The sequence below is a fragment of the Helicobacter macacae MIT 99-5501 genome (genome assembly GCF_000507845.1).
GTDB classification, from domain to species: Bacteria; Campylobacterota; Campylobacteria; order Campylobacterales; family Helicobacteraceae; genus Helicobacter_B; species Helicobacter_B macacae.
On the sequence record NZ_KI669454.1, the window covers coordinates 909,747 to 934,899 of the forward strand.

The 25,153-nt window shown below is 40.5% G+C and carries 23 protein-coding genes and 2 pseudogenes; 14 read left to right on the plus strand and 11 right to left on the minus strand.

Annotation, left to right across the window (positions count from 1 at the left end):
- Positions 1-271: 271 nt before the first annotated feature.
- Complete coding sequence (locus HMPREF2086_RS04005; protein ID WP_023927486.1) at positions 272-832, minus strand: isochorismatase family protein; 561 nt, start codon at positions 830-832, stop codon at positions 272-274.
- Positions 833-1,024: 192 nt separating this feature from the next.
- Positions 1,025-2,221 carry an acetate kinase gene (locus HMPREF2086_RS04010; RefSeq protein ID WP_023927487.1) on the minus strand — a complete coding sequence of 399 codons (1,197 nt, stop codon included), beginning with the start codon at positions 2,219-2,221 and terminating at the stop codon, positions 1,025-1,027.
- Positions 2,222-2,563: 342 nt separating this feature from the next.
- Between HMPREF2086_RS04010 and HMPREF2086_RS04015 the strand changes: the two genes are divergently transcribed.
- The 8 genes and pseudogenes from HMPREF2086_RS04015 (at position 2,564) to HMPREF2086_RS04050 (ending at position 8,524) form a co-directional block, all read left to right on the plus strand.
- Complete coding sequence (locus HMPREF2086_RS04015; protein ID WP_023927488.1) at positions 2,564-3,214, plus strand: LPP20 family lipoprotein; 651 nt, start codon at positions 2,564-2,566, stop codon at positions 3,212-3,214.
- A 355-nt stretch (positions 3,215-3,569) separates the two neighbouring features.
- Positions 3,570-4,256, plus strand: coding sequence for an HP0838 family lipoprotein (locus tag HMPREF2086_RS04020; RefSeq protein WP_023927489.1), 687 nt, complete (start codon positions 3,570-3,572; stop codon positions 4,254-4,256).
- Positions 4,257-4,515: 259 nt separating this feature from the next.
- Positions 4,516-5,451, plus strand: a complete 936-nt coding sequence (truB, locus tag HMPREF2086_RS04025) for a tRNA pseudouridine(55) synthase TruB (RefSeq protein WP_325063599.1) — start codon at positions 4,516-4,518, stop codon at positions 5,449-5,451.
- Positions 5,435-5,665 (plus strand): carbon storage regulator, encoded by a 231-nt coding sequence (locus HMPREF2086_RS04030; protein WP_023927491.1) that lies wholly within the window; start codon positions 5,435-5,437, stop codon positions 5,663-5,665. Before truB ends, HMPREF2086_RS04030 begins: the two co-directional genes overlap by 17 nt.
- A 9-nt stretch (positions 5,666-5,674) precedes the next feature.
- Complete coding sequence (locus HMPREF2086_RS04035; protein ID WP_023927492.1) at positions 5,675-6,832, plus strand: 4-(cytidine 5'-diphospho)-2-C-methyl-D-erythritol kinase; 1,158 nt, start codon at positions 5,675-5,677, stop codon at positions 6,830-6,832.
- Positions 6,833-6,862: 30 nt separating this feature from the next.
- Positions 6,863-7,333, plus strand: a pseudogene (gene smpB, locus HMPREF2086_RS04040) (SsrA-binding protein SmpB); the annotation flags it as partial.
- Positions 7,334-7,418: 85 nt separating this feature from the next.
- Positions 7,419-7,832, plus strand: a pseudogene (exbB, locus tag HMPREF2086_RS12080) (TonB-system energizer ExbB); the annotation flags it as partial.
- Between the two features lie 305 nt (positions 7,833-8,137).
- Positions 8,138-8,524 (plus strand): ExbD/TolR family protein, encoded by a 387-nt coding sequence (locus HMPREF2086_RS04050; RefSeq protein WP_034560982.1) that lies wholly within the window; start codon positions 8,138-8,140, stop codon positions 8,522-8,524.
- Between the two features lie 96 nt (positions 8,525-8,620).
- Here HMPREF2086_RS04050 and HMPREF2086_RS04055 read toward each other — a convergent pair whose 3' ends face one another.
- From HMPREF2086_RS04055 to HMPREF2086_RS04080, 6 genes are all read right to left on the minus strand, one after another.
- Complete coding sequence (locus tag HMPREF2086_RS04055; RefSeq protein ID WP_023927496.1) at positions 8,621-9,538, minus strand: TIGR02757 family protein; 918 nt, start codon at positions 9,536-9,538, stop codon at positions 8,621-8,623.
- 135 nt (positions 9,539-9,673) lie between these two features.
- Complete coding sequence (locus HMPREF2086_RS04060; RefSeq protein ID WP_023927497.1) at positions 9,674-10,570, minus strand: ferritin-like domain-containing protein; 897 nt, start codon at positions 10,568-10,570, stop codon at positions 9,674-9,676.
- A 149-nt stretch (positions 10,571-10,719) separates the two neighbouring features.
- On the minus strand, positions 10,720-11,850 hold the full coding sequence (locus HMPREF2086_RS04065; protein ID WP_023927498.1) for a glycosyl transferase family 90: 1,131 nt from the start codon (positions 11,848-11,850) through the stop codon (positions 10,720-10,722).
- Between the two features lie 74 nt (positions 11,851-11,924).
- The gene (locus HMPREF2086_RS04070) at positions 11,925-13,004 is read right to left on the minus strand and encodes an LptF/LptG family permease (protein ID WP_023927499.1); all 1,080 of its coding nucleotides are present in this window, start codon (positions 13,002-13,004) and stop codon (positions 11,925-11,927) included.
- Positions 13,005-13,243: 239 nt separating this feature from the next.
- Complete coding sequence (gene pth, locus HMPREF2086_RS10725) at positions 13,244-14,185, minus strand: aminoacyl-tRNA hydrolase (RefSeq protein ID WP_023927500.1); 942 nt, start codon at positions 14,183-14,185, stop codon at positions 13,244-13,246.
- 43 nt (positions 14,186-14,228) lie between these two features.
- Positions 14,229-14,765 (minus strand): 50S ribosomal protein L25/general stress protein Ctc, encoded by a 537-nt coding sequence (locus tag HMPREF2086_RS04080; protein ID WP_023927501.1) that lies wholly within the window; start codon positions 14,763-14,765, stop codon positions 14,229-14,231.
- Between the two features lie 323 nt (positions 14,766-15,088).
- Between HMPREF2086_RS04080 and HMPREF2086_RS04085 the strand changes: the two genes are divergently transcribed.
- The 3 genes from HMPREF2086_RS04085 to HMPREF2086_RS11480 all read left to right on the plus strand — a co-directional run bounded on the left by HMPREF2086_RS04085 (position 15,089) and on the right by HMPREF2086_RS11480 (position 19,475).
- Positions 15,089-15,511 (plus strand): DUF1104 domain-containing protein, encoded by a 423-nt coding sequence (locus HMPREF2086_RS04085; RefSeq protein ID WP_023927502.1) that lies wholly within the window; start codon positions 15,089-15,091, stop codon positions 15,509-15,511.
- 468 nt (positions 15,512-15,979) lie between these two features.
- A complete protein-coding gene (locus tag HMPREF2086_RS04090) occupies positions 15,980-19,123 on the plus strand; it encodes an autotransporter outer membrane beta-barrel domain-containing protein (RefSeq protein WP_023927503.1) in 3,144 nt (1,047 codons plus the stop codon).
- A 130-nt stretch (positions 19,124-19,253) separates the two neighbouring features.
- Positions 19,254-19,475 (plus strand): hypothetical protein, encoded by a 222-nt coding sequence (locus tag HMPREF2086_RS11480; RefSeq protein ID WP_023927504.1) that lies wholly within the window; start codon positions 19,254-19,256, stop codon positions 19,473-19,475.
- Positions 19,476-19,522: 47 nt separating this feature from the next.
- On the opposite strand, the gene HMPREF2086_RS11485 is transcribed toward HMPREF2086_RS11480, so the two are convergent.
- From HMPREF2086_RS11485 to cmoA, 3 genes are all read right to left on the minus strand, one after another.
- Positions 19,523-19,810 carry a hypothetical protein gene (locus HMPREF2086_RS11485; RefSeq protein ID WP_148374468.1) on the minus strand — a complete coding sequence of 96 codons (288 nt, stop codon included), beginning with the start codon at positions 19,808-19,810 and terminating at the stop codon, positions 19,523-19,525.
- Between the two features lie 192 nt (positions 19,811-20,002).
- Positions 20,003-20,704: an amino acid ABC transporter permease gene (locus tag HMPREF2086_RS04100; protein ID WP_023927505.1), complete on the minus strand. Its 702-nt coding sequence runs from the start codon at positions 20,702-20,704 to the stop codon at positions 20,003-20,005.
- Between the two features lie 68 nt (positions 20,705-20,772).
- Positions 20,773-21,630 (minus strand): carboxy-S-adenosyl-L-methionine synthase CmoA, encoded by an 858-nt coding sequence (gene cmoA, locus HMPREF2086_RS04105; RefSeq protein WP_023927506.1) that lies wholly within the window; start codon positions 21,628-21,630, stop codon positions 20,773-20,775.
- Between the two features lie 129 nt (positions 21,631-21,759).
- Between cmoA and HMPREF2086_RS04110 the strand changes: the two genes are divergently transcribed.
- The 3 genes from HMPREF2086_RS04110 (at position 21,760) to HMPREF2086_RS04120 (ending at position 25,131) form a co-directional block, all read left to right on the plus strand.
- A complete protein-coding gene (locus HMPREF2086_RS04110; protein WP_023927507.1) occupies positions 21,760-22,506 on the plus strand; it encodes a triose-phosphate isomerase in 747 nt (248 codons plus the stop codon).
- 127 nt (positions 22,507-22,633) lie between these two features.
- Positions 22,634-23,629, plus strand: coding sequence for a UDP-3-O-(3-hydroxymyristoyl)glucosamine N-acyltransferase (lpxD, locus tag HMPREF2086_RS04115; RefSeq protein ID WP_034560995.1), 996 nt, complete (start codon positions 22,634-22,636; stop codon positions 23,627-23,629).
- A gap of 77 nt (positions 23,630-23,706) precedes the next feature.
- Positions 23,707-25,131, plus strand: coding sequence for a CapA family protein (locus tag HMPREF2086_RS04120; protein ID WP_023927510.1), 1,425 nt, complete (start codon positions 23,707-23,709; stop codon positions 25,129-25,131).
- The last annotated feature ends 22 nt before the right edge of the window (positions 25,132-25,153 follow it).

Below are 25,153 nucleotides of genomic sequence, written 5' to 3' on the forward strand. Positions count from 1 at the left end.
AAGCATTGCGCAAAATTTGTGAGCCGTTGCTTTTTTGTTGTCTTAAAACTTCAGTTTATGATTAGATTTGTGGCATATTCAAATGCTTTTTTTTTGAATAATTGCAAGTTTTTGTAAGAATTTTTGTAGGCAAAATCAGCAGTGTTTTTGCGTTTGCTAAAAATTATATGTAAAAAGAGTTTATATAAGTGTGGATAAGAAAGAGATAAAAGCAAGCGCAAAATGCTTTTTAGATTCTGCTTAAGGTTTTACACTTGCTTAGAATTTTAATCTACTTAATCAGTGCGCTAATTTCCTTAAAACATTCGTTTTTAGATTCTGGCATCGCGCCAAAAAGTAGCGATTCCACACAAGAGATATGCGCCCCCTTGCTTCGCATTAGCTCTATGGCGTTTAGATGATTTTCCTGCGTGCGCGAGCTTAGCCCATCTTGTGCCACCCACACAGCTAGCCCCAAATTGAGCGCGTGCAAGACGCTTTGAAGCACGCAGATATGGCTTTCAATCCCACAGATTATGAGATTTTTCGCCCCACTTCGCACGATGAAGTCCGTAATTTGCGTATTCCCAAAAATACTAAAACTTGTCTTTTCTAGCACAGCGACATTGTCTTTGTCAAACTCCACGCGATTATCGGTGCTGCCAAGCCCTTTTGGGTATTGCTCGGTTATGAGTGTGCGCACCCCCAAAATCCCCGCACCTTTTAGCAAGGTGTTGGCATTTTTGATGAGATTTCGCTCGCTAAACATTAGCGGGGCTAGCCTTTCTTGAATGTCTATCACAACCAAAAGTGCCTCGCTAGGCTTATAGAGCCCATATTCAAAGGTTTTCATTTTACCCCCTTTGTTTTATAAATCTTACGGATTTTGTGATTTTGCGCTTAGGGCTTGCAAATGCTAAGATTGACAAACGCTAAATAAACACTAAATAAGGCTTACGCCAAAATCTTTTTAATCCCCTTTAAATTCTAGAATCTTCTATGGTTTCCAAGCGCAACCGCGCAAAGCAACCGCGCGTAAAAGCTTTTAGAGTTTTGCTACGATTGCCTTTGTGTCTCGCGCGATGACAAGCTCCTCATTTGTAGGGATTACGCAGACTTTGACTTTAGAGTCTTTCGTAGAGATAATCGCCTCTTTTCCGCAGACATTATTTGCTTCCTCATCGAGCTTCACGCCCAAAAACTCCAAATGCTCCACAATCATACCGCGTATGAATTTCGCATTTTCGCCCACGCCCGCGCAAAATGCAATCGCATCAACGCCAATCATCACCGCGCAATAGCTTCCAATATATTTCAGCACACGATAAGCAAACGCCGCTCGCGCGAGTTTGGCTCGCTCATCGCCCTTTAGCTCGGCATCTAGCAAGTCCCTAAAATCGCTTGACACGCCAGAGATTCCGAGCACGCCAGATTTTTTATTAAGCACATTTACGATGGCTTTGGTGTTTAGCCCCTCTCTATCTGCGATATAGTCCAATATCGCAGGGTCTAAATCCCCGCTTCTAGTTCCCATTATAAGCCCCTCTAGTGGCGTTAGCCCCATACTTGTATCCACACATTTGCCGTTTTTTACCGCAGAGATAGACGCACCATTGCCCAAGTGGCAGACAATGATTTTAGAATTTTTGTAATCAAGCCCCAAAAACTCCGCAGTGCGCTGCGATACATACTTATGGCTTGTCCCGTGAAAGCCGTATCTACGGACTTTGTGCTTCTCATACCACTCATAAGGCACGCCATACATATACGCACGCGCTTCCATACTTTGATGAAACGCCGTGTCAAACACCGCTACCATTGGCGTTTTTGGCATTTGCTCAGAGCAGGCTTTGATTCCCATTAGGTGTGCGGGATTGTGCAGTGGCGCGAGCGCGGAGCAATCCTCGATATGCTTTATCACCACTTCATCTATAAGCACCGATTCTTTGAAATACTCGCCTCCGTGCACCACGCGATGCCCGATAGCAGCGATTTCGCTTAGAGATTTGATTGCGCCGACTTTTTTGTCTGTGAGGATTTCTAGCACCGCAGAAATCGCTTTTGAGTGGTTCGTCAAAGAGAGTGTTTGGCTTACTTTTTCCTCGCCTTTTTTGTAGTTCAGCACGCTTCCTTCAAGCCCGATTCTATCGCAAATCCCAGAGGCTAGGACTTTTTCACTATCGACATTGATGAGTTGGAATTTGAGCGATGAGCTCCCGCAATTTACTACTAATACATTCATCTTTTCTCCTTTAGTTGTATGATGAGTATGATAAGTTTGCAAACAAATTAAACGCAATTTCAAAGTTGCAAATTTGATTCGCGCAAATTTGATTCGCGTAAGATATGTTAAAAAAATCTGCTTAACAATGCAAACATTTTGTAGTTTTTCTTAAGCAATATTTTACAAAATGTGTAGAATCTACGCGTTTTGTAAAAAAATTACTTGTCTTTTTGGTAGTTTTGCTTGATTTTTGTAGGGATTTTACAAAATCTATTATGTTTTATCCCAAAAAAGATTTTTGCAAATTTTTGGCACAGGTTTTGCTTCGTAGGTGGATAACTTTTCACAAAGGACATTCCAATGACAAGCAAGACACAAAAGTTTAGGACAATATCTGCTAGCCTTGTAGCAGCACTAGCGATGGTAGCGTGCACACCAGCGCAAAATCAAGTAGGGCTCACGCCTCCGAGCGTGGATTTTCAGCCTGTGGGACTAGATAGACCAAGTTTTGGTAATTCTTCTGTTTTAGGCAATCCTCCTATGCAAACGCCTATGCCTCCAAACGCACTTTTGCAAAGTAGCCTTATGAGCAACGATGATGACGATGATGTGCTAGGAGCAAATGGCGCACCACTTCCAAAGGGTGCAGAGCCTATTATCCAAAACAATCCAAACCTAACACCTAGCAACCTAATTGAGTTGCAAGTTGTCGGCACGGGTGTCGCTCCACAAAATGCGATTTCGCCTGCACAATCCACTGCACTTGCCAAACGAGCAGCAATGATTGATGCGTATAAACTTTTGGGCGAAAAAATGTATGGTATCAAGCTAAACGGACAAGACACAGTGGAAAATATGGCCGTAACAAGCTCTAGCGTAAAGGCAAAAGTCCAAGCCCTTGTGCGTGGTGCAGATGTGGTAAATGTGGATTGCAAAGCTGGAATGTGCCAAGTAACAATGGAGCTAAAACTTGATGGACGCGTATGGTATCGCGCTTTGGGTGGTAGATAATCTAACAAAAGCGTGAAAATCCAAAGCATAAATCCAAGTAGCGCAAAAGTAGCAAAAATAGCAGAAGTGGCACAAATATCACAAATGTGCTAAGTAGCCGTTGTTTGCGTGATATGCTTCAGAGGTAAATTTTGCTAGCAGATTTTGTTTTAGCTAGACTTGATTTGAAAATTTAACTAGCCAAATTTTGGTTAGTTTGCTTAAGGCTAAGAGAATCTGCTTTATTGCTTCCTGCTTGTTTCTTTTCTTGGAGGTGGGAAATTGAGGGAGAGATTGAGGGGGGAATCCAAAATCCCTAGAATTTTTTATGTTTTTTTTGGGATTTTACACAAATTAGCATCAAGGCAAAAAGGTAATGAATCTAAAGGGTAAATGGCAATTTCTGCAGTGTGTTTTTTCGCAGAAATTTTTGAGTGTCTTAGGCATTGTCGCACTAGCCTTTTTCCTCACAGGTTGTGCTAGTGGAGCGTTGCAAGACTTTTTTAGCAATCGCCCTATAAGCAAGGAGGGCAAAGCAAAGCAGGCAAAAATAGAGGAGCAAAACTCCCCCAAAGATACTTCCAAAAAACTTCTATATATCAACTCAAAAAATTTCCGCTACTATGACTACGCAACTGTGGGTGTGAATGCCAAAAACGAAATCATAATTGAGCTTTTTGCTGCTGGCAAGACGATTGGCAATATCGAGATAGGAAAGCGCAAAATCTGCATTTTGGGCGATTGTGTGCGAAAGATTCCCGCTGCAAAGAGATTTTTTGGCAAGGTAAGCTATGGGGATTTGTTTGATGATATTTTGCTAGGGCGAGATATTTTTCGCGCAGAGGGCTTAGTCATAGAATCCAACACCAACTCTCACACCGCCATAGTGCAGAGATTCCAAAAAAATGGCGAGATGATTTTTTATCGCCGCACAAAAGAGGGAGTAATCTTTAAAAACACCACCACAGGCGTAACTCTCTCACTTTTTAGCTATGAGCCGCAAAAAGTCATAGACTTTGAAGAGGACGAGGAAGAAGAGCGAGAGAGGCGAATGAATAAATAAAGACACAAAATCCACAAAGGCTTTAGTTTAGCGACTTTAGAGAATCTAAAATCTGTTTTTGCAAAAAAAATCAAAATCCACAAATTTTCTAGCAAAATCACAAAAAGCATTTGAGATAAAAGGAGCTATATAAATGATAGAGATTATCGGGCTTGTAGGGTTTGTCGTTCTATGTGCGGTATTTTTTTATAAGATTTATTTAATGTTTCGCTAGCAGCGACTACAATTTAACCGCTTAGGCAAAATTTAGGCAAAATCTTTGCAAAATCAAAAATCCACCACAAAAATCACAAAAAGTGCAAAAACCATATTTACAAAAACTATGTCTACAAAAACCGCATTTACAAAAACCACGCACTCACAAAACGCCTTGATTTTGGCATATAAGCCTGCTTTTATCACAAGCAATGCTTTTTTGGGCAAAATAAAGCGCAAATATGGCTTAGCCAAAGCTGGCTTTAGCGGGACACTCGACCCTTTTGCACAAGGCTCTTTGCTAATAGCAAGTGGGGCTTATACAAAACTTTTGCCATTTATAAACACCGAGCCGAAGCGATATGAAGCGGTGCTATGGCTTGGAGCAAAATCAAAAAGCCTTGATATAGAAAATTTTTTGGGTGTGGAGAGTGTGTCAAAATTTAGCCAAAACCAAATAACCAAAGTTTTGCAAAATCTGTGTGGGAATATCACTTACACACCTCCTAGTTTTAGTGCCAAAAAAATATCTGGCAAGAGGGCTTATGCACTCGCTCGCTCTGGGGAGGAGGTAAATCTAGCGCAAAGCACGATGAGTGTGTATTCTTTGGAGATTTTGGGATATAACCACCCATTTTTACACTTCTCAAGCGAAGTTTCTAAAGGAAGCTATGTGCGCTCTTTGGGTGAGCTAATCGCACAAAATCTAGGCGTAAGTGGGGTTTTAAGCGCACTAAAGCGCACAAAAGAGGGGGATTTGTGCGCAAAAAAGGGTGTAGAGATTTTTCTAAATCCGCTAGAAGTTTTGCCTTTTGAGCGATTGGAGTTGGATTCTCATTATGAGGATTTGATAAAAAATGGTGCAAAAATTTGCATAAAAAACACCAAAAGTGGTATTTTCGTAGTTCAATTTAGCGAATTTTTCTCTATAATAGAGATTCTAAAAGATGGCAACATCAAGTATCTATGTAATAGGATTTTGTATGCTGATACTCTCTAGGAAGCAAGATGAAAGCATTGTCATTGGCGATAGCGTGATGATAAAAGTCGTCTCTATTGATAGAGGAAGCGTAAAGCTCGGCTTTGAAGCACCACCCAAAATGCTTATACTTCGTGCCGAGCTAAAAGATGCTGTCATAAAAGAAAACAAAAAAGCTGTAAAAACCGCTAGCGATGAGGTTTTGACAGATTTTTCTAAACATATCAAACGCTAAATTACGCTAATGATTCTAAAAGCTTACCCAAAAATCAATATCTACCTAAAAATCATCGATTTTGATGGCAACTATCACTTGCTAGAGTCCCGCTTCGCTCGTATAAAAGGCAAACTCTATGATGAAATAGAAATCACAGAATCTAACAACGGCAAAGACATTATTGAGGGGGATTTTGGCTGTGATGCAAAAGATTCTAGCGTAGCGTGCGCATTGCGACTTCTTAGAGAGAAATACCCCAAACAATTTCCACCTGTGCATATAAAAGTAGCAAAGCATATCCCAAAAGGTGCTGGGCTAGGTGGAGGAAGCTCCAATGCTGGGTGCGTGCTAAATGGGATAGATTCTATGTTTTGCCTTGAGCTATCAAACGAGGAGCTAAACGCTATGGCAAAGCGCGTTGGTGCAGATGTGGCGTTTTTTGTAAGTGGTGTGGATTTTGCAGAAGTGGGGGGAGTGGGTGAGAAAATCACACCGCACAAAATCCCAAGCGATGATATTAGTGAGTTTGAAATCTACACACCTGATATTTTTTGCGATACGCGCGCAGTGTATAGGCAATATCGCTCTATGATAGAAAAGCAAATCCTAAAACTTAGCCCCAAAGATATGTTTGCAGATTTTAGCAATCAAAAAGTGCTAGACTTTGGAGAAGTGCAAGGTTTAGCACAAGATGGGCAAGCTATGCAGCGCAATTCTTATGCTTGTGAAAGGTTTGCTTCTCTTGCCACACTTAATGATTTGTTTGCCCCTGCGTGTGCGCTATATCCACAACTGCTAGAAGTCGCCCAAGAGCTAGGAGAGGGGTGGTTTTTCTCTGGTAGTGGAAGCAGCTTTTTTCGCGCACTTGGTGTAGCAAAAAACGCCACAGATTCCACAAAAGAAGCAAAATCCACAAAAGCAGATTCTAGTAATGTGGCAGATTTTGACAAGGCACAATTAGACAAAACACGACTAAATGAAACGCAACTAGATGAAGCACAATCAAGCAAAGCACAGACTCAATCAAAAGAAACAAAAGACATTGATTCTCAAAAAATAGATTCCAATCAGGGTAGCACACGGGGTTTAGCGCAAGATTTTGCCAAAGAATCTAAGCAAGATTCTAATGAGTCCACTAAGAAAGAATCTAAAAAGCCTTTAGATTCCCCCTCACTTTTTGAGTAATGATTTTACTAAAAAAAGCACAATAAAAATCCAAAAGCCACAAAAATGATAGCCCAAAACAAAAAAGCTCTTTTTGATTATGAGATTTTAGAAAAGCTAGAAGCAGGCGTAGTCCTACTTGGCTCGGAGGTAAAATCACTTCGCAAATCCCGCTGCAACCTCAAAGATAGCTTTGTGCGCTTTGTAAAGGGAGAGGCTTTTATCTTTGGTATGCACATTTCATTTCTCTCAAGTGTAAATCCACACTTCCGTCCCGATGAGAAACGTGCTAGAAAGCTACTACTCCACCAAAAAGAAATCAACAAATGGCTTGGCAAAGTATCACAAGAGGGGCTTACTATCGTGCCTTTGATGATTTATTTCAACAAAAAAGGCAAAGTAAAACTTCAAATCGCCCTAGCAAAGGGCAAAAATCTGCACGATAAGCGCGAAGCCCTAAAGAAAAAAATCCTTGATAGAGAGGCGAGAGCGAATTTTAAAGATTTTGGCAAAAAACTCTAAAAAATGCCAAAGAGAGTGTTATAGATTCCATTGCATTTGTGCTATAATCCGTAATTACTTTGAATTTTGAGAGAAGGAATTTTCCGTGAAAGAAATGGTAGATTACGGTGTGCTAGGGTTTTTGGGAATGCTATCTGTGGTGGTTGTGGCTATCGCTATTGAGCGGTTGTGGTTTTTTGCCACAGTGCGTGTTGATGACTACAACGATAGGCGATTTTTAGAGCTTGATTTGCACAAACGACTTACGCTATTGGCGACTATCGGTTCAAATGCTCCATATATAGGGCTTTTGGGGACTGTGGCTGGGATTATGATAACATTCGTAGAAATCGGCGCAGATTCAAATGTAGACACAGGCGCGATAATGACGGGGCTTTCTCTCGCGCTAAAAGCCACAGCTGCTGGGCTAATCGTGGCAATACCAAGTATCGTAACATATAACCTGCTAACAAGAAAAGCAGATGTCGTGCTAACGCTATGGGATATTCATCATAAGCCCTACACAGATCCACCTAGAGTGGCAACGACTCGACCGATGAGTAGCGCGCAAGTAGCCCAAGCTCAACAAGTGTCCACGCAACAATCTCAAATATCTCAAATGCAAAGACAAGCCCAAATGCAAGCTCAAATGCAAGGACAGGTAGGACGAACCACCCAAAATCCACAGCCAACCACTACCCAGCAATCCACCCAAAACTTAAGGCCACAGGGTAGCACACTAGGTGCAGGCTCTACAACCAATCCACCGCGCGTTTGATGAGAAAAAAATATACAAAAGAATTTCATAAGGTGTAAGAAATGGCAATGAAAAAAATGGATTCTATGAATCTTGTGCCTTTTATTGATATTATGCTTGTGCTTCTAGTCATCGTGCTGACTACCGCGTCATTTATCAACACTTCGCGCATACAAGTCAATGTCCCAAAGGTAAGCGATGGTGAGCACTCAAATGAAGCCGCACCCAAAAAACCTGTGAATATAACTATTGATAGCGAGGGAAAATACTATATCGAAAACGACAATGTATCGCTAGAGGAGCTACGCAAAGCACTTCGTAGCTACGAAAAAGACACGCCTATTATCCTAAATGGCGATTCTAAAAGCAATCTTGATAGTTTCGTGCAAGTAATGGATACGCTTCAAGCGCAAGGACTAAAAGAGCTCTACATTGTCGTAGAAGAAGAGAAGTAGCGTGGTAATAGCGTAGAGATAAAACAATAACGCACAAAAGCCACAGAACCAGCCTTTTTGCAAATTACCAAAATATTCCTAAAAATCTCACAGACTTTACTCACATACCAAAAGTTTTGCAAAATCTACTTTTTCTCCTTTTTTTATTACGCCTTTTTGTCCTAGCCGATATAGCGCGAAGTCATACCTTATCGGGTCATCTTTGTCAAATCGCGCTAGATTTTCACTCACTTCAAGCACCGCTTTGAAGTCATAGCTTTTGCGATTTAGCAATCCTAAAGCGCGACATACGCCAAATGTATGCGTATCAAGTGGCAAAAGTAGCTCGCTTGGGCAAATATACTCCCTCCACAATCCTAAATCTACATTATCTTCCCTTACCATCCAGCGCAAAAACATATTCCACCGCTTCAGTGGCGAGCTAGGTAGCACGGAGGTATTTGGTAGTGACGTGCCTACCAAAAACGCAAATCCATTAGGCTTTGAAGTGTGGCTTTCTAGCGTGTAGTTTAGCTTTATGGCATATTTTTTTGCGACTTGCCAAATCATTTCTATACACTCATTGATAAGCAGATAAATAGGCTTTGGATGCGATTTATGCAAATGTAAAATAGATTCTAACGCACGATTTTGCTTCATCTCACAAAGTGCCAAAAAAAATAACTTGACTTCTACTGCTTTTTGGAAGCGATAGTATGGAAAATCGCTCGCCACAATCTCTTCGCTAGAATCTAGCAATCCAAAATCTAAAGAATCCAAAAACTTCAAAATCGCTCTAACATTCCCATAAGCAAAAAGAGCGCAAACAAGCGCGATATAAGCAATCTCATCTAGGTTTTTTGTGCTCTTTTTATTGTTTATATATTCTTTGACTTTTAGTAGAGGGTCTAGATTTTGCCTATTTATCGCTTCTTGTGAGTTGTAGGACTCGTAGTGGAAATCTAGTATGCGTTTTAGGATTTTATTAGTTTGTGTAGAATATTGCGGATTTTTTTGTTGTTTTTTTGCTTTCATTGGTTGTCTTTTTTAAGGTGTGAAAAATGCTTTGGCATTATAGCCAAAATTTGTATAGTCAAAATCTGCTATCACAAAAATTGCCATTTCAGGCAAAGCCAAAATCAAATTTCACACTATTTCACGCTAAATACTCTAAGTTTCTGCAAAATCTACACTATGTTTGCTAAATCTATCTTTATAAAATCTATCTATCCTCTCACACTCCTCTTTGCTAAAGCCACTCTCTAGCCTTGCTTGAACATTTAGGATTTTCCCTGCTAGAACAAATCCGCTAAACTTCTTACAAATCTCTATGAAATCCCCACAGCTTTTTCTGCTTAAATCATTTTTATCCCCACTTTCTTTTATCTTGTCTTGTTTTTGGGCGAACTCCCACCATTTACTTCCTTTGCTTACGTGAGCTATCTCATCGTGCAGTATAATCCCAAACACCCGCTCCACCTCACTCATAAATCCACAAAATCTATCTCCCCCAAAATCACTTTGTCGCAATTTTTTTAGCACAAAAGGATTGGCATCAAGTCCTTTTGCCTCTAGCCCGCGATGAACCACTCCCATACGATAAATGAGATTTTCTCCTGTCGCACTCATCGCTTCATATAGCCCAAAATGCGATGTAAAATCCCCATAATCAAACCCAATCTCTCCTAGCAAATCACGCAGTAAGAAAAAATGTCCAAACTCCTCATTTGCCACACCAAGCCAATCCCCATAATAGCTTCTTGGCAAGTGCCTAAAACGATATGCAGAATCTAGCGCAAGGCTTATAGCGCAAAATTCAATGTGCGCGATAGAATGCAGTGTTTTGCCAAGACTTTCTTTTGACTTTATGCTTTTGCTTCGGTGGATTTTAGTGGGTTCTGTAAGTTTGCAGGGCGAAAACGAGACAAAATCTTTGTTTATGATTTGGCTGTGATTTAGTGTGGTTTTTTGAGAGAGAAAATCCTCATACAAATCCCTAAACAACGCATAACGAGAATCTATATCTTTGCAAAAAAGCACAGATTCTAGTGCTAAGAAAAAATCCATTTATTATCCTTTTTTGTTTTTACACATTTTTGCAGCGCACTTCAAAAACAATCAAAATTAAAAACACTAAAAAACAAAATCTACCACATTTGAAATTTATCGCAAAAAGTCGCACAAAAATTTATTGCCAATTTATCGCCACAATTTTGCTAGATTCCAAATAGTTCGCACTCCTCTCTAGTTATATCAATCTGCCCACTCAAAGCAAAATATTTTCGTAACACAAGTAGATTGCACGCTTCCTCTATGCGAGGATTTTGAAATTTCGCGCAGTAATTTTGTGCGTTTTTTATGATTTCTTGCGCTTGGTTTTCGTGGCTTAGGTAGTGCTCTATCACAGATTCTATATCGCTATATTCATCATTTATCTCTGCATAATGCACGCCAGAAACTAGCTTTGATTCCATAAACCAGCTCTCATACTTTGGCTTTGGCATTATGCAAAGTGAGTTTGAGTTCATCACCCACTTTAGATTGCTAGCGACATCATTTCCCTCCAAACTTAAGACAAATTTATATTCTAAATGTGCTTCTTTTGAGATTTTTGGCTTTGCAAATTCCACATTGTGCGTGCTACCACTTGTGTCGCCTATGTCGCATTTTGGGTGGTGGAAAAACTCTCGCAAAAATTTGTTTCTATGCTCTTGGAAGCACGCCCCACGAAAGACTAATGCGTCTTTTTTGTCTGCATAAGGGATTTTGTCTTTGAAAAAACAAAAATGCCTATTTTTTTCTAATTGCAATAAAATGCTATTTTGGTTTGATTCCCCCTCCCCCTCTGCGATAGATTCTCCACCAAAATCCTTGCTAGATTCTTTCACAGAGTCTGCCTTAGATTTTGCTTTAGATTCTATCGGTCGTGTTTTTGTTATCGCAGGAGTGTCTAAGTAATAATTCACATCGCCAAATTCATAAGCCCACAAAAGATTATCTCTAAAATACCTACTCCACTCATAAGAGTCATAATAATACACAGTCGAGTATAGACTTGATGGGCTATTATCCCCCACAAATCCTACACTTGGGGTTTGCAGACTTAGGCGAGGTTTTTTCCACTGCTCGCCTTTAGAAGTGTGTGAAGCGAGCAAGTTTGGCATTGGTAGGCTAAAGGAGGAGTTGATTTTGTGATAGTGATTTACGCGCTTAGCGATACTCTCTAAAGTAGCTTCATCAAAGTCTTTAAAAATCCGCGCGATTTTGCTAGATAGACTTGCTTGAAAAAAGGCGCGAGGCATAAACGCTCTAGCGATACCCTTGAAATTATAGATAAATTTTGACATTGTATTTTCCTTTGTTTTTAGCTGTGTTTTTTAGCGTGTATTGGCTTTAAGCGATTTTAGTTGATTGCCCACACCTAATCCGCCTTTTTATTTAGCCTTGCATAATACGCTATTGCTACACTAGCTAGTATAGCAATAGGCACAGGCACGGCGATTTCAGGGTAGATAATGTCTGTAATCGCAAATTGACTTAGTGCGAAAAACAGCCCCCACACAAGTAGTGCAAAAATGATAAAGCAAAATCCAAGCAAGTAGAGGTTTGTATACCTAGCAAGAGAGGGAGTATAATACCCGATGATAATCGCCACAAATGGCACAAAAAGTGGGACTAAAATGAGTGAATACAAAATCGAGCGGGCTTTATCGGTGGAGATTTTTTGCGAGCGTAAGAGGGAGAGAGAATCTAGCGCGTCAACAATCGAAATCGATGGATTTGCTTGCGCAAAAGAATCTAGCACTTTTGGATTAAATTTCTCCAAAATCGGCAATCTATCTTTGGTGCTACTTGCAATGCCAGCATTGCCTAGATTCCAGCTTCTTGGCAAAACCTGCGTCTTTGCTTCTTGCAGCACCCAAACATCATTTTCAAAATATGCCTTTTTTGCTTGGATAAAAGACTCAAGTTTTTTTTCATCTTTATTGACTTCAAACACACGCACATTGTTTGCTTGGGCTAGGGAATTTATCGTGCCAAAAAATACATAGCTTTGATTATATTTGACAAACAAATCTTTTGTAGGTGTGCTAGAAGAGTCTTTGAAAAATGTCGCTACCTTTTCTCTAGCATAAGCAAATGGCGTGGCATTTAGCCCGATATAAAGACAAGTAAGCGCAAGGCTAAGCAAAAGCACAGGGCGCAAAAGCCTACGCCTAGAATACCCAAGTGCGAGCAATGCGGTGTATTGACTAGATTTGATAAGTGTGAGGTAGCAAATCGCCATAGCCAAAAGTAGCGAGATAGGAAGTGTGAAATTTACCGCATACATAAAATCATAGGCAAAAAATAGCACGACAAGGTTGGCTGATTCTGCGAAATTATCGGCGTATTGGAGGCTATCAATACCGACAAAAAACAGCTCCAAAGCGATAAAAATCACCAAAAAATAGCGCATATAATATCGCCCGATAAAAAAAAACAACCTAAGTCGTGGCATACTTGTCCTTTTTGTTTTTGTCTTGCTTGCTAGATTTTGCGCTTGATTTTGCTTATCTGTTATTTTATGCCAAAATCAACAATCTTAGCAAAATCTAGCACAAAATATCTCAAATGAGATTTTGGAGAGAATCTACACTTGATTTTACTCCCTTATTTTTCACTTTACTTTTTTACCTCACTAATTTTGCCTCTTTTGCTTCCATCCTTTTTGTTGCACTTTGTTACGCTTTGTTGCACTTATTTTTGCTTCGTGGAATTTAGCGTAAACAGATTTTGCGTTTTTGTAAAGTCGCGTGTGATGATGAAGTATAGCACGCTAAGCGCACTATGCAGCACCAAGTCATCAAGCCTTTTTTGCTGCTCCTCACTAAAATCCCCAAGCACATAAGAGATGACTTGATGATTTTTTAGCGATTTGTCTATTTGCGTGCTTTGCGCGTGTGATTTATCGCAAGATTGTGTAGATAGTGATTGTTCACTAGAGCTTATCGCCACTTCTTTTTCTCGCCCTATGCCAAACCTTACTCGCATATACTTGCTATGCACTTCATTATCGATAGATTTTAGTCCATTGTGCCCGCCACTACTTCCGCCTACTTTGTAGCGAATAGAGCCAAAATCTATGTCTAGCTCATCGTGCAGGACGATAAAATCTTTGATTTTATAAAATCTTAGCGCGTTTTTTAGCGGCTCGCCAGATAGATTCATAAAAGATTGTGGCTTTAGCAAATGAATATTTGTGTTTGTCATAAAAGGGTGTTTTAGCGTAGCGATTTGGGCTTGAAATTTTGTTGCACTCTCCCACTCTAGCCTCAAAATCTGCGCGATTTTATCGACAATCATAAAGCCGACATTGTGGCGATTATTGGTGTATTTGGGGGTTGGGTTGCCAAGCCCTACGATTATGAGGGGATTTTGTAGATTTTGGGTAAGATGCTCGCTATCATCTTGGCGAGATTCTTTTAGCAGGGCAAAAAAATCATTATAAAAACTTGGGGAATCTATGGGGTTTGCTGTGTTTATAAGCGGTATCGTGGCGTCTTTGGGAGGATTTATAGTGCTTGTAGAATCTGTTGATTTTGTGTTTGATTTTGTGCCTTGCGAGGTATTTTTGGAGGTTTTTGAAGTGTTTGCTTGAAGTGGAGATGAGCAAAGAGAAGCTACTTTTTTTAGTAGCATTTCTCTTTGACTCATTTTTATGGATTGCAACTATTTATAGAGCTTATTTTGCTTTGACTACGCTTACTACGGCATTGGCAGGATTTTCGGTAATCTGCACACCTTCATTTTGTGGCAAATCCCGCACCAAAATGCTATGCCCCACATCAAGCGCAGATACATCTAGCTCATAAGCATTTGGTAGATTTTCTGCTTTAGCTTTGACGCTTATGCGTTTTTTTGCTAGCAAAAGCACGCCTTTGTTTTTTAGCCCCACAGGCGTGCCTTTGGTTTTCACAGGGATTTTGTATTTTGCTAGCACGCCTTTTTGGGCTATCATCAAGTCGATATGCAAAATCGTCCCATACACAGGGTCTTTTTGATACTCTTGGATAACCACATCTAGCGTTTTGCCCCCGACTTTGACGGGAAAAACAAGCGTGGTTTTTGATTTAATGGTTCTAATAAAGTCATTTATCTTAAAGGCGCAATGGATATTTTCCACGCCTTTTGCATAGATATTGGCAATTAGATAACCATCATTCCTTAGGGCTTTTGCATTCGCCTTTGAAATACTCTCTCTAATCTTTCCTTCTAGCATAAGCTATCCTTTCGCGTAAAATAAAAGCGCAGATTTTAGCAATGTTTTGCTTTAAAAAACATAAACTTTTTGCCAAAACCTAGCAAATTCTGCGTTTTATTGCATTTTGCGCTTGTTATTCACTTGTTATTCATTCGCTATTTGGGATTTGACATTGCTGCCAAAATCTACACAAAACAAATCTAGCAAAATCTGCCAAAATCCAAAAATGCGACAAAAAGTAACGCTCCCACAAAAATTTCCACAAAAATTACCCACTTTAAAAATCAAATTTACACATTGTGTGTATAATGCAAGTTTATCTCAAAATGTAAGGAGTGCCTATGAGAATGGCAAAACTTGTGATGACAGGCTTAGTAAGCGTGTCTTTGGCGTCTGTTGGCTATGCGGCTGATTATAGCAAAAATAGTGATGATGAGCTTATCAAGCTCAATAATGGCAAGCTAAAAGCAGCTGATGCAGCAGATTTGAAGCTAGAGGTTATCAAGCGAGCGAACAAGCTTGAGGGCGAAGCAAAAAAGGCTTTCTTAGACAAGGTAAAAGCCGCTTATGACAAAGCGACTGAAAACTTCAAAGTCAAAGATTTTCGTGCTTATGAAGAGTCCGTAAGGAAAGAGTTCAAAGCAAAGATTGACGCGCTAAGCGAAGAAGCAAAAAAAGAGTTTGGTATCACAGGCGGTGGTTGTCCTCATCACGGTGGTGGCGAGCACAAGCCTGAAGAAAAAGCTGGCGAGCACAAGCACTAGGCTTTTGGTGGCTTCATTTAGCCACCCTTTATCAAGCCTTTTGTATCAAACCTTTGTCAAATCCCCAAAATCGCGTTTTAGAAAGATTTTACTAAAGATTTTGTTTTAGTTTTTCAGTGAAATCGTTAGTATAAATCATCTAAAGTGCAAAATCATTTTGGGGATTTTTTATTTTTCTTAAATCTTTACCCCTCATAATAAAATCCAAAATCTTCCCAAACTATCTGCTATATACTTTCTCCACAAAAAAATCTGCTTCTAAGATACCTAAACACCAAACTTATTTTTTACTCAAAAAAAAAAAGAAATTTTTGAAAAATTTTGCCGTTTTTTTTTTTTTTGTTTTTTAAGCCCTGCTTAATATATTTTTGTTTATTATTTGTTTGCTTTTTTGCAAGTTTATGCTAAGAAAGTCTATAAAACAGCTAGATTACACAGCTACAAGCTACTATTATCAAAGGAGTCAAAATGAAGCAGGGCATTAGGCGAGTTTCTATCATCAATAGCACGATAACCAAACGAGAGAGAGAGAGAGAGAGTAGTTCACGACTAGATTGTCATACTGAGCAAGGCGAAGTATCTAAAAAACAAAATAGAGATATTTCGCTTGCGCTCAATATGACAACGAAAAATGGTTGGCACAACAACGCAAACAACCCAAAATCCCCACGCAAACTAGCACTATCCCTTATCACAAGCGTAGCATTTACAGGAGTAGCCCTAGACATACTAGCCGCTGCTTGCTCAAGCACAGGGCAGGCAAACTATTGGACGATAAGCTGCTCGGGCAATATGAATGCAAGCGATTTATACAATCCTCCTGCTATCTCATCAGGCATAGTTACCATAAATCTAAACAACCTCACCACAAATGGTGGAAGCAAACTTTTCGCGTTTCAGCGATATGGAGGTAGCTGGGCTACAAATGGCACAAGGGTGGTGAATTTTAACAATGTAAATTCTGCTAGCACGACTTTTAGCATAGGATTTAATGTAGGGAATTGGAATAGCGTATCTGTGAGTGCGTCTAGGATAGGCACACTAACTGTGAGTGGCAACTCCACACACACCATAAGCGTAAGCAATGGCTCAAACATAGGCAATCTACAAGTAAATCAAAGCAACTCCAACACCACCATAAACGGCTCTAGCGTAACTAGTCTAAGTGGGAATTGGATAGGTATACTAAATGTAAGCAATGGCTCAAGTGTCGGCACTATCTCAAATGCTGGCATAGGCACACTAAATGCCAACAACAGCACAATAAACACTATTGATAATACTTCCTCTCTAGGCACACTAAACCTAAATAGCAACTCAAGGCTGGGGAATCTAACAAATCGTGCCAACAAAACCATAAACACCATAACCCTAAATAGTAGCTCCATAAGCGGGACACTTCTAAATAATGGAACGATAAATACGCTCACTCTAAACACAAACTCTTCTATAAACACCATTTCAAATAATTCTAGCGTAGGCACACTCACGCTAAATGGTGGCTCTATCAATACTCTTACTCAAAACGGCACACTCACTACGCTAAACCTAAGTAACAACGCAAGAATAGAAAATCTAACCAACCAAGCAACTAAAACTATCTCTACTTTGACTCTAGATAATAGCTCTATAAATGGCGTGCTAACAAATGCTGGCACGATAGGGACTCTATCTCTAAGCAATTCTTCAAGGGTAGGTAGCATAAATAGCTCTGGGAATATCACAAGCCTAACTATCAGGGGCGATGGCTCTTATGTGGGTAGCATATCAGGTGGAGGCACTATCGGCACGCTCTCTATCGGCAATCGCTGGGTGTTTCAGCCAAATCTAGGAAGCAACGACATAGACGCAGCAGTAAATACACTTCTACTATACAGTGCAAGTATCGAGATAGACTCTGAAGGTGGTGCAGGCAAAGGGTGGAATGACCTTACAAAAGCTAATCCAAAAGAGCATATAAAATTTAAAAGCATAACAACTGCTGGTATAGGCAACTACTCCATATATGTAGGTATCGGGCAGAATGCACCTACACCAAAAAGTGATGAAGACTACTATGAGACAAAAAATCTTGTGGTAAGTGGCACTACTAACGCTACGGATTTAAGATTTAAGCACATAAGCCCACAGCCCGGTGTCAAACTTATCCCCCTAGATGCTACCAATAATTCACTAGAGGGGGCAAATGAATATATCCAAGCAGAAGCGACTAAATTTCGCCTAGAAGCAGATGTCGCTACAAGCTATGGTGCGAGTATGTATCGCGCACTTGCCCTAAGCTATATGCGCAGAAACGCGATGACGCAAAATATCCTAGATACGATGACGACAAAGACATTTCATAGTGATAAATACTATACCCACGAGGTAGAGTTGCGCCTTTTGCAATACGATATGGCAAGGCTAACAAATCGTAGCACGAAGTTTTCAAAACTTCAGCGCAAAAACACTTCCAATCTCGATAAAGTGCGTCAAAAAATCGCTAAGGTAACCTTAGAGCAAAGCAAAGGGCAGGATTTGGACAAAGGCTATAATAATTTTGAGCTTATCGACCAACTAGATGCAATCTTTATCCCTTACAGCGGACGCAAAGATTGGAGGCTTTTTGCACTACCTTATGGGGCAAATAGTATCGTAGGACTTGGTGCTTCATCTGCTCTAGAGTGGGCTGGGGGTGCGATTTTTGGGATTCAGCGAAATCTGCGAAAGGGTGGGGGAATCTTTGGTGGCTATGTGGGCTATGAGTTTGTAAATACTGACACGCAACTTGTAGGAGCACCCACACGCGTGCAGACAAACTCACTTCAAGCAGGACTAAACTATTTTAAAACCTTTGCTTTCACTTCAAAAGTATGGGAGGGATTTATCAAGGCTAGCATTCGCGGTGGGGTGGATTTGCCACGATTTACATTCCAAGCAAGCGGGCAAGACAACACCATACAATCAAATACCAAAGCCTCATCTATCCCGCTTCTATGGAGCGCAGGAGCAGAGGTGCACGGCGGGATTACCTTTTATCAGTTTAAGCGCAATAGCTATGTAGCACCAGAGATTGGCATAAGCTATGATATTTTATCCACGCTTGATATGAAGTTTTTGAAGCCATTTGGTGCGAGTGAATTTTATGATAGGATTTATTGGCATTTGCCACAAGTGGGTTTAAGCCTGCGCTATTATAAAATATTTGGCAATACATTTCGTCTAAATACCAAAATAGGCATAAAGTATAATATCCTAAACAATCAAGAAGCCACTTTCACTATTGGGCAATTTAGCAACAAAGGCACTATCAGCCTCCCTGCAGTGTATGGAAATCTAAGCCTTGATTTTATCTGGATGGTGAGGAAAAATCACGAGCTAAGTTTGGGCTATGATGGACTTTTCTATGCAAATAAATTTGTCAAAGACAAGCAAAGTAAGGAATACAATCAGCAGTTTAATGGCGTAACTACGACACTCAACCTCAAATACGCGTATTGGTTTGGTGGCACTGACTATGTCAAAGACAAAGAGGGCAATGTCATCTCTACCAAATCAACAAAAAAACCCAAAAAATCTAAGCCCAAGAAGCAAAAGAAATCTAATAAAAAAGTCTACTATATCGATGGGTAATATATTGATGAGTAAGTGGGCTTGTAAAATGGCATAAGGACTTTTTGGTAGGCAACATCACAAATCCCCTATCCCCTAGCACGAGTGGTGGCAACACAATCAGTCCCCCCTCCCTTAGCACGAGGGGGCTATGGGGTGGGTTCTTTCCCGTCATTGCGAGCGAGCAAAGCGAGCGTGGCAAAACAAGCGAAGCGAAGTTTCTTTAGAAAATAAGCGAAGCCGAGTTTTTTTTAGTAATCCAAAATCAAACACGATTGACGCAGAAAATGGATTGCCGAGACTTGACTTTGTCAAGTCTCGCAATGACGGCGTTGTAGATTGCCACGCAAGTCTTGCGACTTGCTCGCAATGACGGCGTGGTGGAGTTTCTTTGGTAATGACGAATTTTTCCGAGTTTTGCTAAGCCAAAAAAACCCACCCCCTAACCCCCTCCGCAAGGGAGGGGGAACTCGCAAAATTACCACTTGCAAAGGGAGGGGGAATATTTGGGGCTTCGCCCTTAAATATGACAAATAGACATACTTCGACATAATAAAAACAGCTGAAATGCTTTCTTTCTCGCTTGGCAAATCGCCAAAAAACCCGAGTAACGCGAAGTAGCAGTGCGAGCGCGGGTTTTTGGCGAGCATTTGCCCTTTTGCGAAGCGCAAGGCTTAGTCCTAGCGCGAAGTAAAATACGCAAGGCACTCCCCCAAGCCAAACAAGAAACAGCGGAAGCGTTTTCTTTTTTGGGCGGCGGCGGGGGGGAGCTTAGGAGTGGTTGCCTTTTTTCTTTTTGCGATTTTTTAGAGATATTTCACTTTTTTGCAAAATCTCAATATGATAAATAAACTTAAAAAACAACAAAAATAGCTTAAACTATTTTTGCCACACTGCTTTTTACATTTTTTTGCGCAGGTGTGATTCTAGTGCGCCAAATATGATTGAGAGTGGCAAAAGCACCACCAGATACGCACCTATCAGCAAGCACAACGCCTCATAAGTCTTGCCATAAATATCAATCATATCCTTTGCATTATACAGCACATCAGCAAGGGCTAAAATCCCAACCACCGAAGTTTCTTTGATGAGAAAAATCACATTTGCACTCAAAGCGGGCATAGCTATCACAAGTGCCTGTGGTAGCAATATATAGCGGACAATCTGCGCTCGGCTAAGTCCTAGAGAGAGGCTAGAGTGGATTTGGGAAGTGCTGATACTTGTAAGCCCAGCGCGAAACGCCTCGCACATATATCCACCACCCAAAAACGCAAGCCCAATCACCGCACAGCTAAACGCTTCTAGCTTTATGCCCACCTTTGGCAAGGCAAAGTAGAGGAAAAATAGTTGAATCAGCAGTGGCGTATTTCGCGCTATTTCGACATAGATTTTGATAAAAATCTCCAAACATTTTAGTAGATATGAAGTTTTGGACTTTTGTGTGTTTAGTGCTTTTTCTCTCTGTGCTTCGCTTAAGCCTATCGCACAAAATAGCCCGATAATGAGTGAGAGCAAAATCCCCAACGCAGATATTTCTAGCGTGAGGATAAGCCCCTTTTGGACTAGGCTTATGTGTGAAATCATAAAGTCAAAATCTAGCATTCTACTTTGTCCTTAATACTTGCATTTTAAGCTATTGTGCCAAAAGCTATTGTGTCAAAAAACTTTGCCTAAACTTTTTGCGCGATAATCGTGCCAAAATTTACCCACTTAAATAGCACTTCAATATCATTTATGTAAAATCCAGCTTCGCACAAAAGCGCGATATTTTCTTGCAAACTATAAGGCACAAGCACATTTTCTAGTGCTTCGCGTTTCGCGCTTATTTCGGTTTTTGTATAGCCATTTTTTGCTTTGTAGCGATGATAATGCTCTATCATTTGCGCATCAAGCATTGCATTTGGGCTTGTCATTTTTTCACTTAGTATCAAAACCCCGCCAGATTCTAGCGCGTCATAGATTTTCTTAAGAAAAGCCACTCTTTTAAGCGGGCGGATAAATTGCAAAGTATAGTTTGCGATAAAGCAACGCGCTTTTTTATACTCCACCTCATTGCAATCAGCACACACAAAGCAAATATCCGCCCCATAAGCCTTAGCCTTTAGTGTTGCATTTTCTATCATCGCGCTAGAGTTATCGATACCGATTAGCTTAGCCTTTACCCCGCTTGCTTTTAGCCTGCTTTCTAGCTCTAAGAGCGTGTTTCCCGTAGAGCAGCCTATATCATAGATTCTAGCGTTTGTTTGATTTTTGGCTTGCAAGTGCTTTTGCGATAGTTTTTGTGAAGTGTTTTTAAGCGGTTTTTGCGCTAGATTTTTCGTGGTATATTGTGTAATGTGCTGCGTGATAAAATCCACACAAAGCGCAAGATTGTCTTTGTAGTAGGGAATCGAGCGCTCAAGCATATCATCAAACACGCTTGCCACCCTCTCATCAAAGCAAAATTTTGCTTTTTTGCTTATCTTTTTGTGGCTAAAGAGATTGTCTTTTTTTTGTGTGATTTTGGTGCGTGAAGTATTTTTTAGCATTTTTTCTCTTTGTGATTTTTGCGCTTTGGCTATTTTAAGGATTTTGGCATTATAGCGAGATTTGACAATATTCAAAAAGTATTTAGGTATAATCATCGTTTTGATACAAGCATTTTAGGAGTTATGCAGATGAAGTTTATGGCAAATTTTAAGTGCAATCACACACCAAGCTCGACATATCACTACTTGAGAGAATTTGAGAGATTTGATTTTGGTAAATCTAGTGAGGGTAATGCTAAATTTTGGGAGCAAAATGAAGTAGTGGTTTTTCCGCCATTTGTGGCGTTGCAAAGCGCGATTGATAGCGCAAAAAATGTAAAAATCGGCACACAAAATGCCTACCCTGCACAAAGTGGTGCATATAGTGGCGAGATAGGGGAGCAAATGCTAGAATCTATCGGCATAAAAACCGTGCTTATCGGGCATAGTGAGCGTAGGAATATTTTGGGCGAAAGCCAGGAGTTTTGCGCTAAAAAAGTGCGGTATTTTTTGGATAAAGGCTATGAGGTGGTATATTGTGTGGGGGAAAATCTAGCTACAAGGCAAGCAGGCAAGCAGGCATTAGAGGCGTTTTTGCGCTCACAATTTATAGGGCTGGATAGTGTGATAGATTCTAGTGAATTTACAGGAAAATTTTGCGTGGCGTATGAGCCGATATGGGCGATTGGCACGGGGGTTAGTGCAGGTGAGAGCGATATAGAGGGGGTGCATAGATTTTTGCGCTCTATCACAAGCGCACCACTTCTATATGGCGGTAGTGTCAATGCTTCAAACGCTAGCCAAATCGCACAAATCAACAATGTAGATGGCGTTCTTATCGGTAGCGCAGCACTTACTCCAAGTGGGCTAAGAGATATTATAAATGCCTGCATTTAATGTCGCACAAAAAAGCACACAAAATCTTGCACGCAAAAATCTGCGCACAAAAGCCAAGCAAAAACTATAAAAATCAAAATTTTAAGGAGCAAAAATGTCAAAATCTAGCCAAATCAAACCAAGTCAAATCAAATTAAGTGAAGTCAAAGAATCTATCGGCATCAAAAATCCTATCAAAAAAGATTTCACTATCCACGCGCTTACTCCGCTTGAGCACGGAGGAGAAAACGACATAAGCTATATTGACCAGCCAAAATATGTATCTGCCCTAGCGGATTCCAAAGTCGGTGCGGTGCTAGTGCGAGAAGAGATTGCTAAGCAAGTGCCTAGCCACATACAACCCCTAGTGGTGCAAAATCCCCATTTAGCTTTCGCGCTTTTATCTCATCATTTTGCACAAAGCGAGTTTGGAGAGGATTCGCTAAAATCTAGCCAAGAGCAAAACCTAAAACAATCTAGCAAAATCCATAGCACCGTGCAAATAATGCAAGGCGCGTATATCGGGCAAAATGTCAGTATCGGGCAGGGTAGTGTGATAATGAGCGGAGCAGTCATAAGCGATAATGTATCCATAGGAGAGAATTGCAAAATCTACCCAAATGTCGTCATCTACCGACAAACTCAAATCGCTGATAATGTAGCAATCCACGCAAACGCCGTCATAGGTAGCGATGGGTTTGGCTATGCACACACCGAGCTAGGCGAGCATATCAAAATCGAGCATAATGGAATCGTGCAGATAGAATCAAATGTCGAAATTGGTGCGGGAAGCACCATTGATAGAGCTGTGTTTGGCAAAACAATCATCAAAAAAGGCACAAAAATCGACAACCTAGTCCAAATCGGGCATAACTGCATAATCGGCGAGCATAGCTTGCTAGTTTCTCAAGTGGGCTTAGCAGGTAGCACCACCACAGGACGAAATGTCGTATTTGGCGGGCAAGCAGGCACAGGCGGGCATATCCACATAGGAGATTTTGTCCAAATCGCAGGGAGAGGCGCAGTAGGAAAAAATCTCCCTCCAAATACCAAGTGGGGCGGACATCCGCTAATGGAACTTGACGCGTGGATGAAGTTTTTTGTAACTTTGCGCAGACTTGTCAAAAAAAGCGAGAGGGAATAAAGCCGTATTTTTGCTTGCTTAAGATTTAGCCTACGCAAGTGTGAAAAATACCAAGTAAAATCCGCACAAAAATCATAATGATAGATTCTCTAAAAAACATTTGGCAAAAGAATTTTGCAGAATTTGCAAAAAAAGCATTTGCAGAGAGAAGCATTTGTAAAAAAAATATTTGCAGAAAAAATGTTTGTGATATACATTTGCCAAAATCTCTGCCACAATCACACGGTGATGATTTGCGTGATGATTTGCGTAGTAGCTTGCATAGTGCATTATTTATTCACTTCGCAAAAATTCTAGTTGCTATACTTTGTGCCTGCATTTTTGCAAGCACGCTTAGTGCAAAAAGTTCGCACAGCTCACTGCGATTGTTTATGGTAGGGGACGCGCTAATCCACAAATCTGTGTATGAGGACGCGCTTGTGCAAAAAGGGCAAAACTACGCAAATCAAGCACAATCTTCGCATTATGATTTTGCAAAAATGCTCGAGCTAATCGCGCCCATAAGCAAAAAGCACGATTTAGCGTTTTATAATCAAGAAAGCATTTTAGGTGGCACTCATCTTGGGCTTAGCACTTATCCTAGATTCAACTCCCCGCAAGAATTTGGGCTAAATATGCTAAGGCTTGGATTCAATCTTGTAAGTCTAGCAAACAATCACACGCTAGATAGAGGCGAAGCGGGCGTGCGCTCTATGCTAGATTTTTGGCGAAAAATGGAGGCAAGAAATAGCACGCTTTATACCACAGGGAGTTTTGAGAGCTTCAAAGCGCAGCAAAAAATCCAGCACAAAATTTTGCACAAAAATGACATAAGCTATGCGATGCTTGCCTACACTTATGGGACAAATGGAATCCCACTACCACAAGGCAAAGAATATCTTGTAAATATCTACACCAAAGAAATGCTAAAACGCGATATTGAAGCGATTAGGGCGGAGGTGGATTTGCTTATCGTGTCTATTCATTGGGGAGTAGAATACACCCACACACCCACCAAAGAGCAACGCGAAATCGCAAAGTTTTTGGCTAGCTTAGGTGTGGATATTGTTATAGGCAATCACCCTCATGCCATACAGCCTATCGAGCGCATAGGCAACACGCTAGTATTTTACGCACTTGGCAACTTCATCTCCGCACAAGTGGGCTTACAGAAGCGCGTAGGATTGATAGCTTCTGTGCGGATTGACAAAATCCAAAACGCAAGAAAAAGCACAAGCACGATAAATCACACCACAAAACCCCACCCCAAAAAAGTGCCCAAAAGAGCACAAAGAAAGTCTAAAATCAATAACCGCATATACAAAAAAATCCCCAAAAAAATAAAACTGCGAAATATTCGCGCAGATTTAGTCTATACTTACTACAAGCACGAGCAAAAAATGAGCGATTTTAAAGTCTATCCTTTTAGTTTGCTAAATGATGAGCTATTGCCAAACTACCAATCAATCTACAAAGACTACATAAAAATCATTAGCAAAGATTGGCTAATCATCGGGCTATAAAAGCGATATATAAGAAAACAAA

What these genes read in the sequence shown, in the direction of transcription:
- HMPREF2086_RS04030 (WP_023927491.1), top strand. Translation starts at nt 5,435, where the DNA reads ATGCTGATACTCTCTAGGAAGCAAGATGAAAGCATTGTCATTGGCGAT.
- HMPREF2086_RS04060 (WP_023927497.1), bottom strand. Translation starts at nt 10,570, where the DNA reads ATGGATTTTTTCTTAGCACTAGAATCTGTGCTTTTTTGCAAAGATATA.
- HMPREF2086_RS04110 (WP_023927507.1), top strand. Translation starts at nt 21,760, where the DNA reads ATGAAGTTTATGGCAAATTTTAAGTGCAATCACACACCAAGCTCGACA.
- HMPREF2086_RS04065 (WP_023927498.1), bottom strand. Translation starts at nt 11,850, where the DNA reads ATGTCAAAATTTATCTATAATTTCAAGGGTATCGCTAGAGCGTTTATG.
- HMPREF2086_RS04005 (WP_023927486.1), bottom strand. Translation starts at nt 832, where the DNA reads ATGAAAACCTTTGAATATGGGCTCTATAAGCCTAGCGAGGCACTTTTG.
- HMPREF2086_RS04080 (WP_023927501.1), bottom strand. Translation starts at nt 14,765, where the DNA reads ATGCTAGAAGGAAAGATTAGAGAGAGTATTTCAAAGGCGAATGCAAAA.
- HMPREF2086_RS04020 (WP_023927489.1), top strand. Translation starts at nt 3,570, where the DNA reads ATGAATCTAAAGGGTAAATGGCAATTTCTGCAGTGTGTTTTTTCGCAG.
- HMPREF2086_RS04050 (WP_034560982.1), top strand. Translation starts at nt 8,138, where the DNA reads ATGAAAAAAATGGATTCTATGAATCTTGTGCCTTTTATTGATATTATG.
- pth (WP_023927500.1), bottom strand. Translation starts at nt 14,185, where the DNA reads ATGCTACTAAAAAAAGTAGCTTCTCTTTGCTCATCTCCACTTCAAGCA.
- HMPREF2086_RS04090 (WP_023927503.1), top strand. Translation starts at nt 15,980, where the DNA reads ATGAAGCAGGGCATTAGGCGAGTTTCTATCATCAATAGCACGATAACC.
- cmoA (WP_023927506.1), bottom strand. Translation starts at nt 21,630, where the DNA reads ATGCTAAAAAATACTTCACGCACCAAAATCACACAAAAAAAAGACAAT.
- HMPREF2086_RS11480 (WP_023927504.1), top strand. Translation starts at nt 19,254, where the DNA reads ATGGGGTGGGTTCTTTCCCGTCATTGCGAGCGAGCAAAGCGAGCGTGG.
- HMPREF2086_RS04055 (WP_023927496.1), bottom strand. Translation starts at nt 9,538, where the DNA reads ATGAAAGCAAAAAAACAACAAAAAAATCCGCAATATTCTACACAAACT.
- HMPREF2086_RS04015 (WP_023927488.1), top strand. Translation starts at nt 2,564, where the DNA reads ATGACAAGCAAGACACAAAAGTTTAGGACAATATCTGCTAGCCTTGTA.
- HMPREF2086_RS04070 (WP_023927499.1), bottom strand. Translation starts at nt 13,004, where the DNA reads ATGCCACGACTTAGGTTGTTTTTTTTTATCGGGCGATATTATATGCGC.
- HMPREF2086_RS04120 (WP_023927510.1), top strand. Translation starts at nt 23,707, where the DNA reads ATGATAGATTCTCTAAAAAACATTTGGCAAAAGAATTTTGCAGAATTT.
- HMPREF2086_RS04035 (WP_023927492.1), top strand. Translation starts at nt 5,675, where the DNA reads ATGATTCTAAAAGCTTACCCAAAAATCAATATCTACCTAAAAATCATC.
- HMPREF2086_RS04010 (WP_023927487.1), bottom strand. Translation starts at nt 2,221, where the DNA reads ATGAATGTATTAGTAGTAAATTGCGGGAGCTCATCGCTCAAATTCCAA.
- HMPREF2086_RS04100 (WP_023927505.1), bottom strand. Translation starts at nt 20,704, where the DNA reads ATGCTAGATTTTGACTTTATGATTTCACACATAAGCCTAGTCCAAAAG.
- HMPREF2086_RS04085 (WP_023927502.1), top strand. Translation starts at nt 15,089, where the DNA reads ATGAGAATGGCAAAACTTGTGATGACAGGCTTAGTAAGCGTGTCTTTG.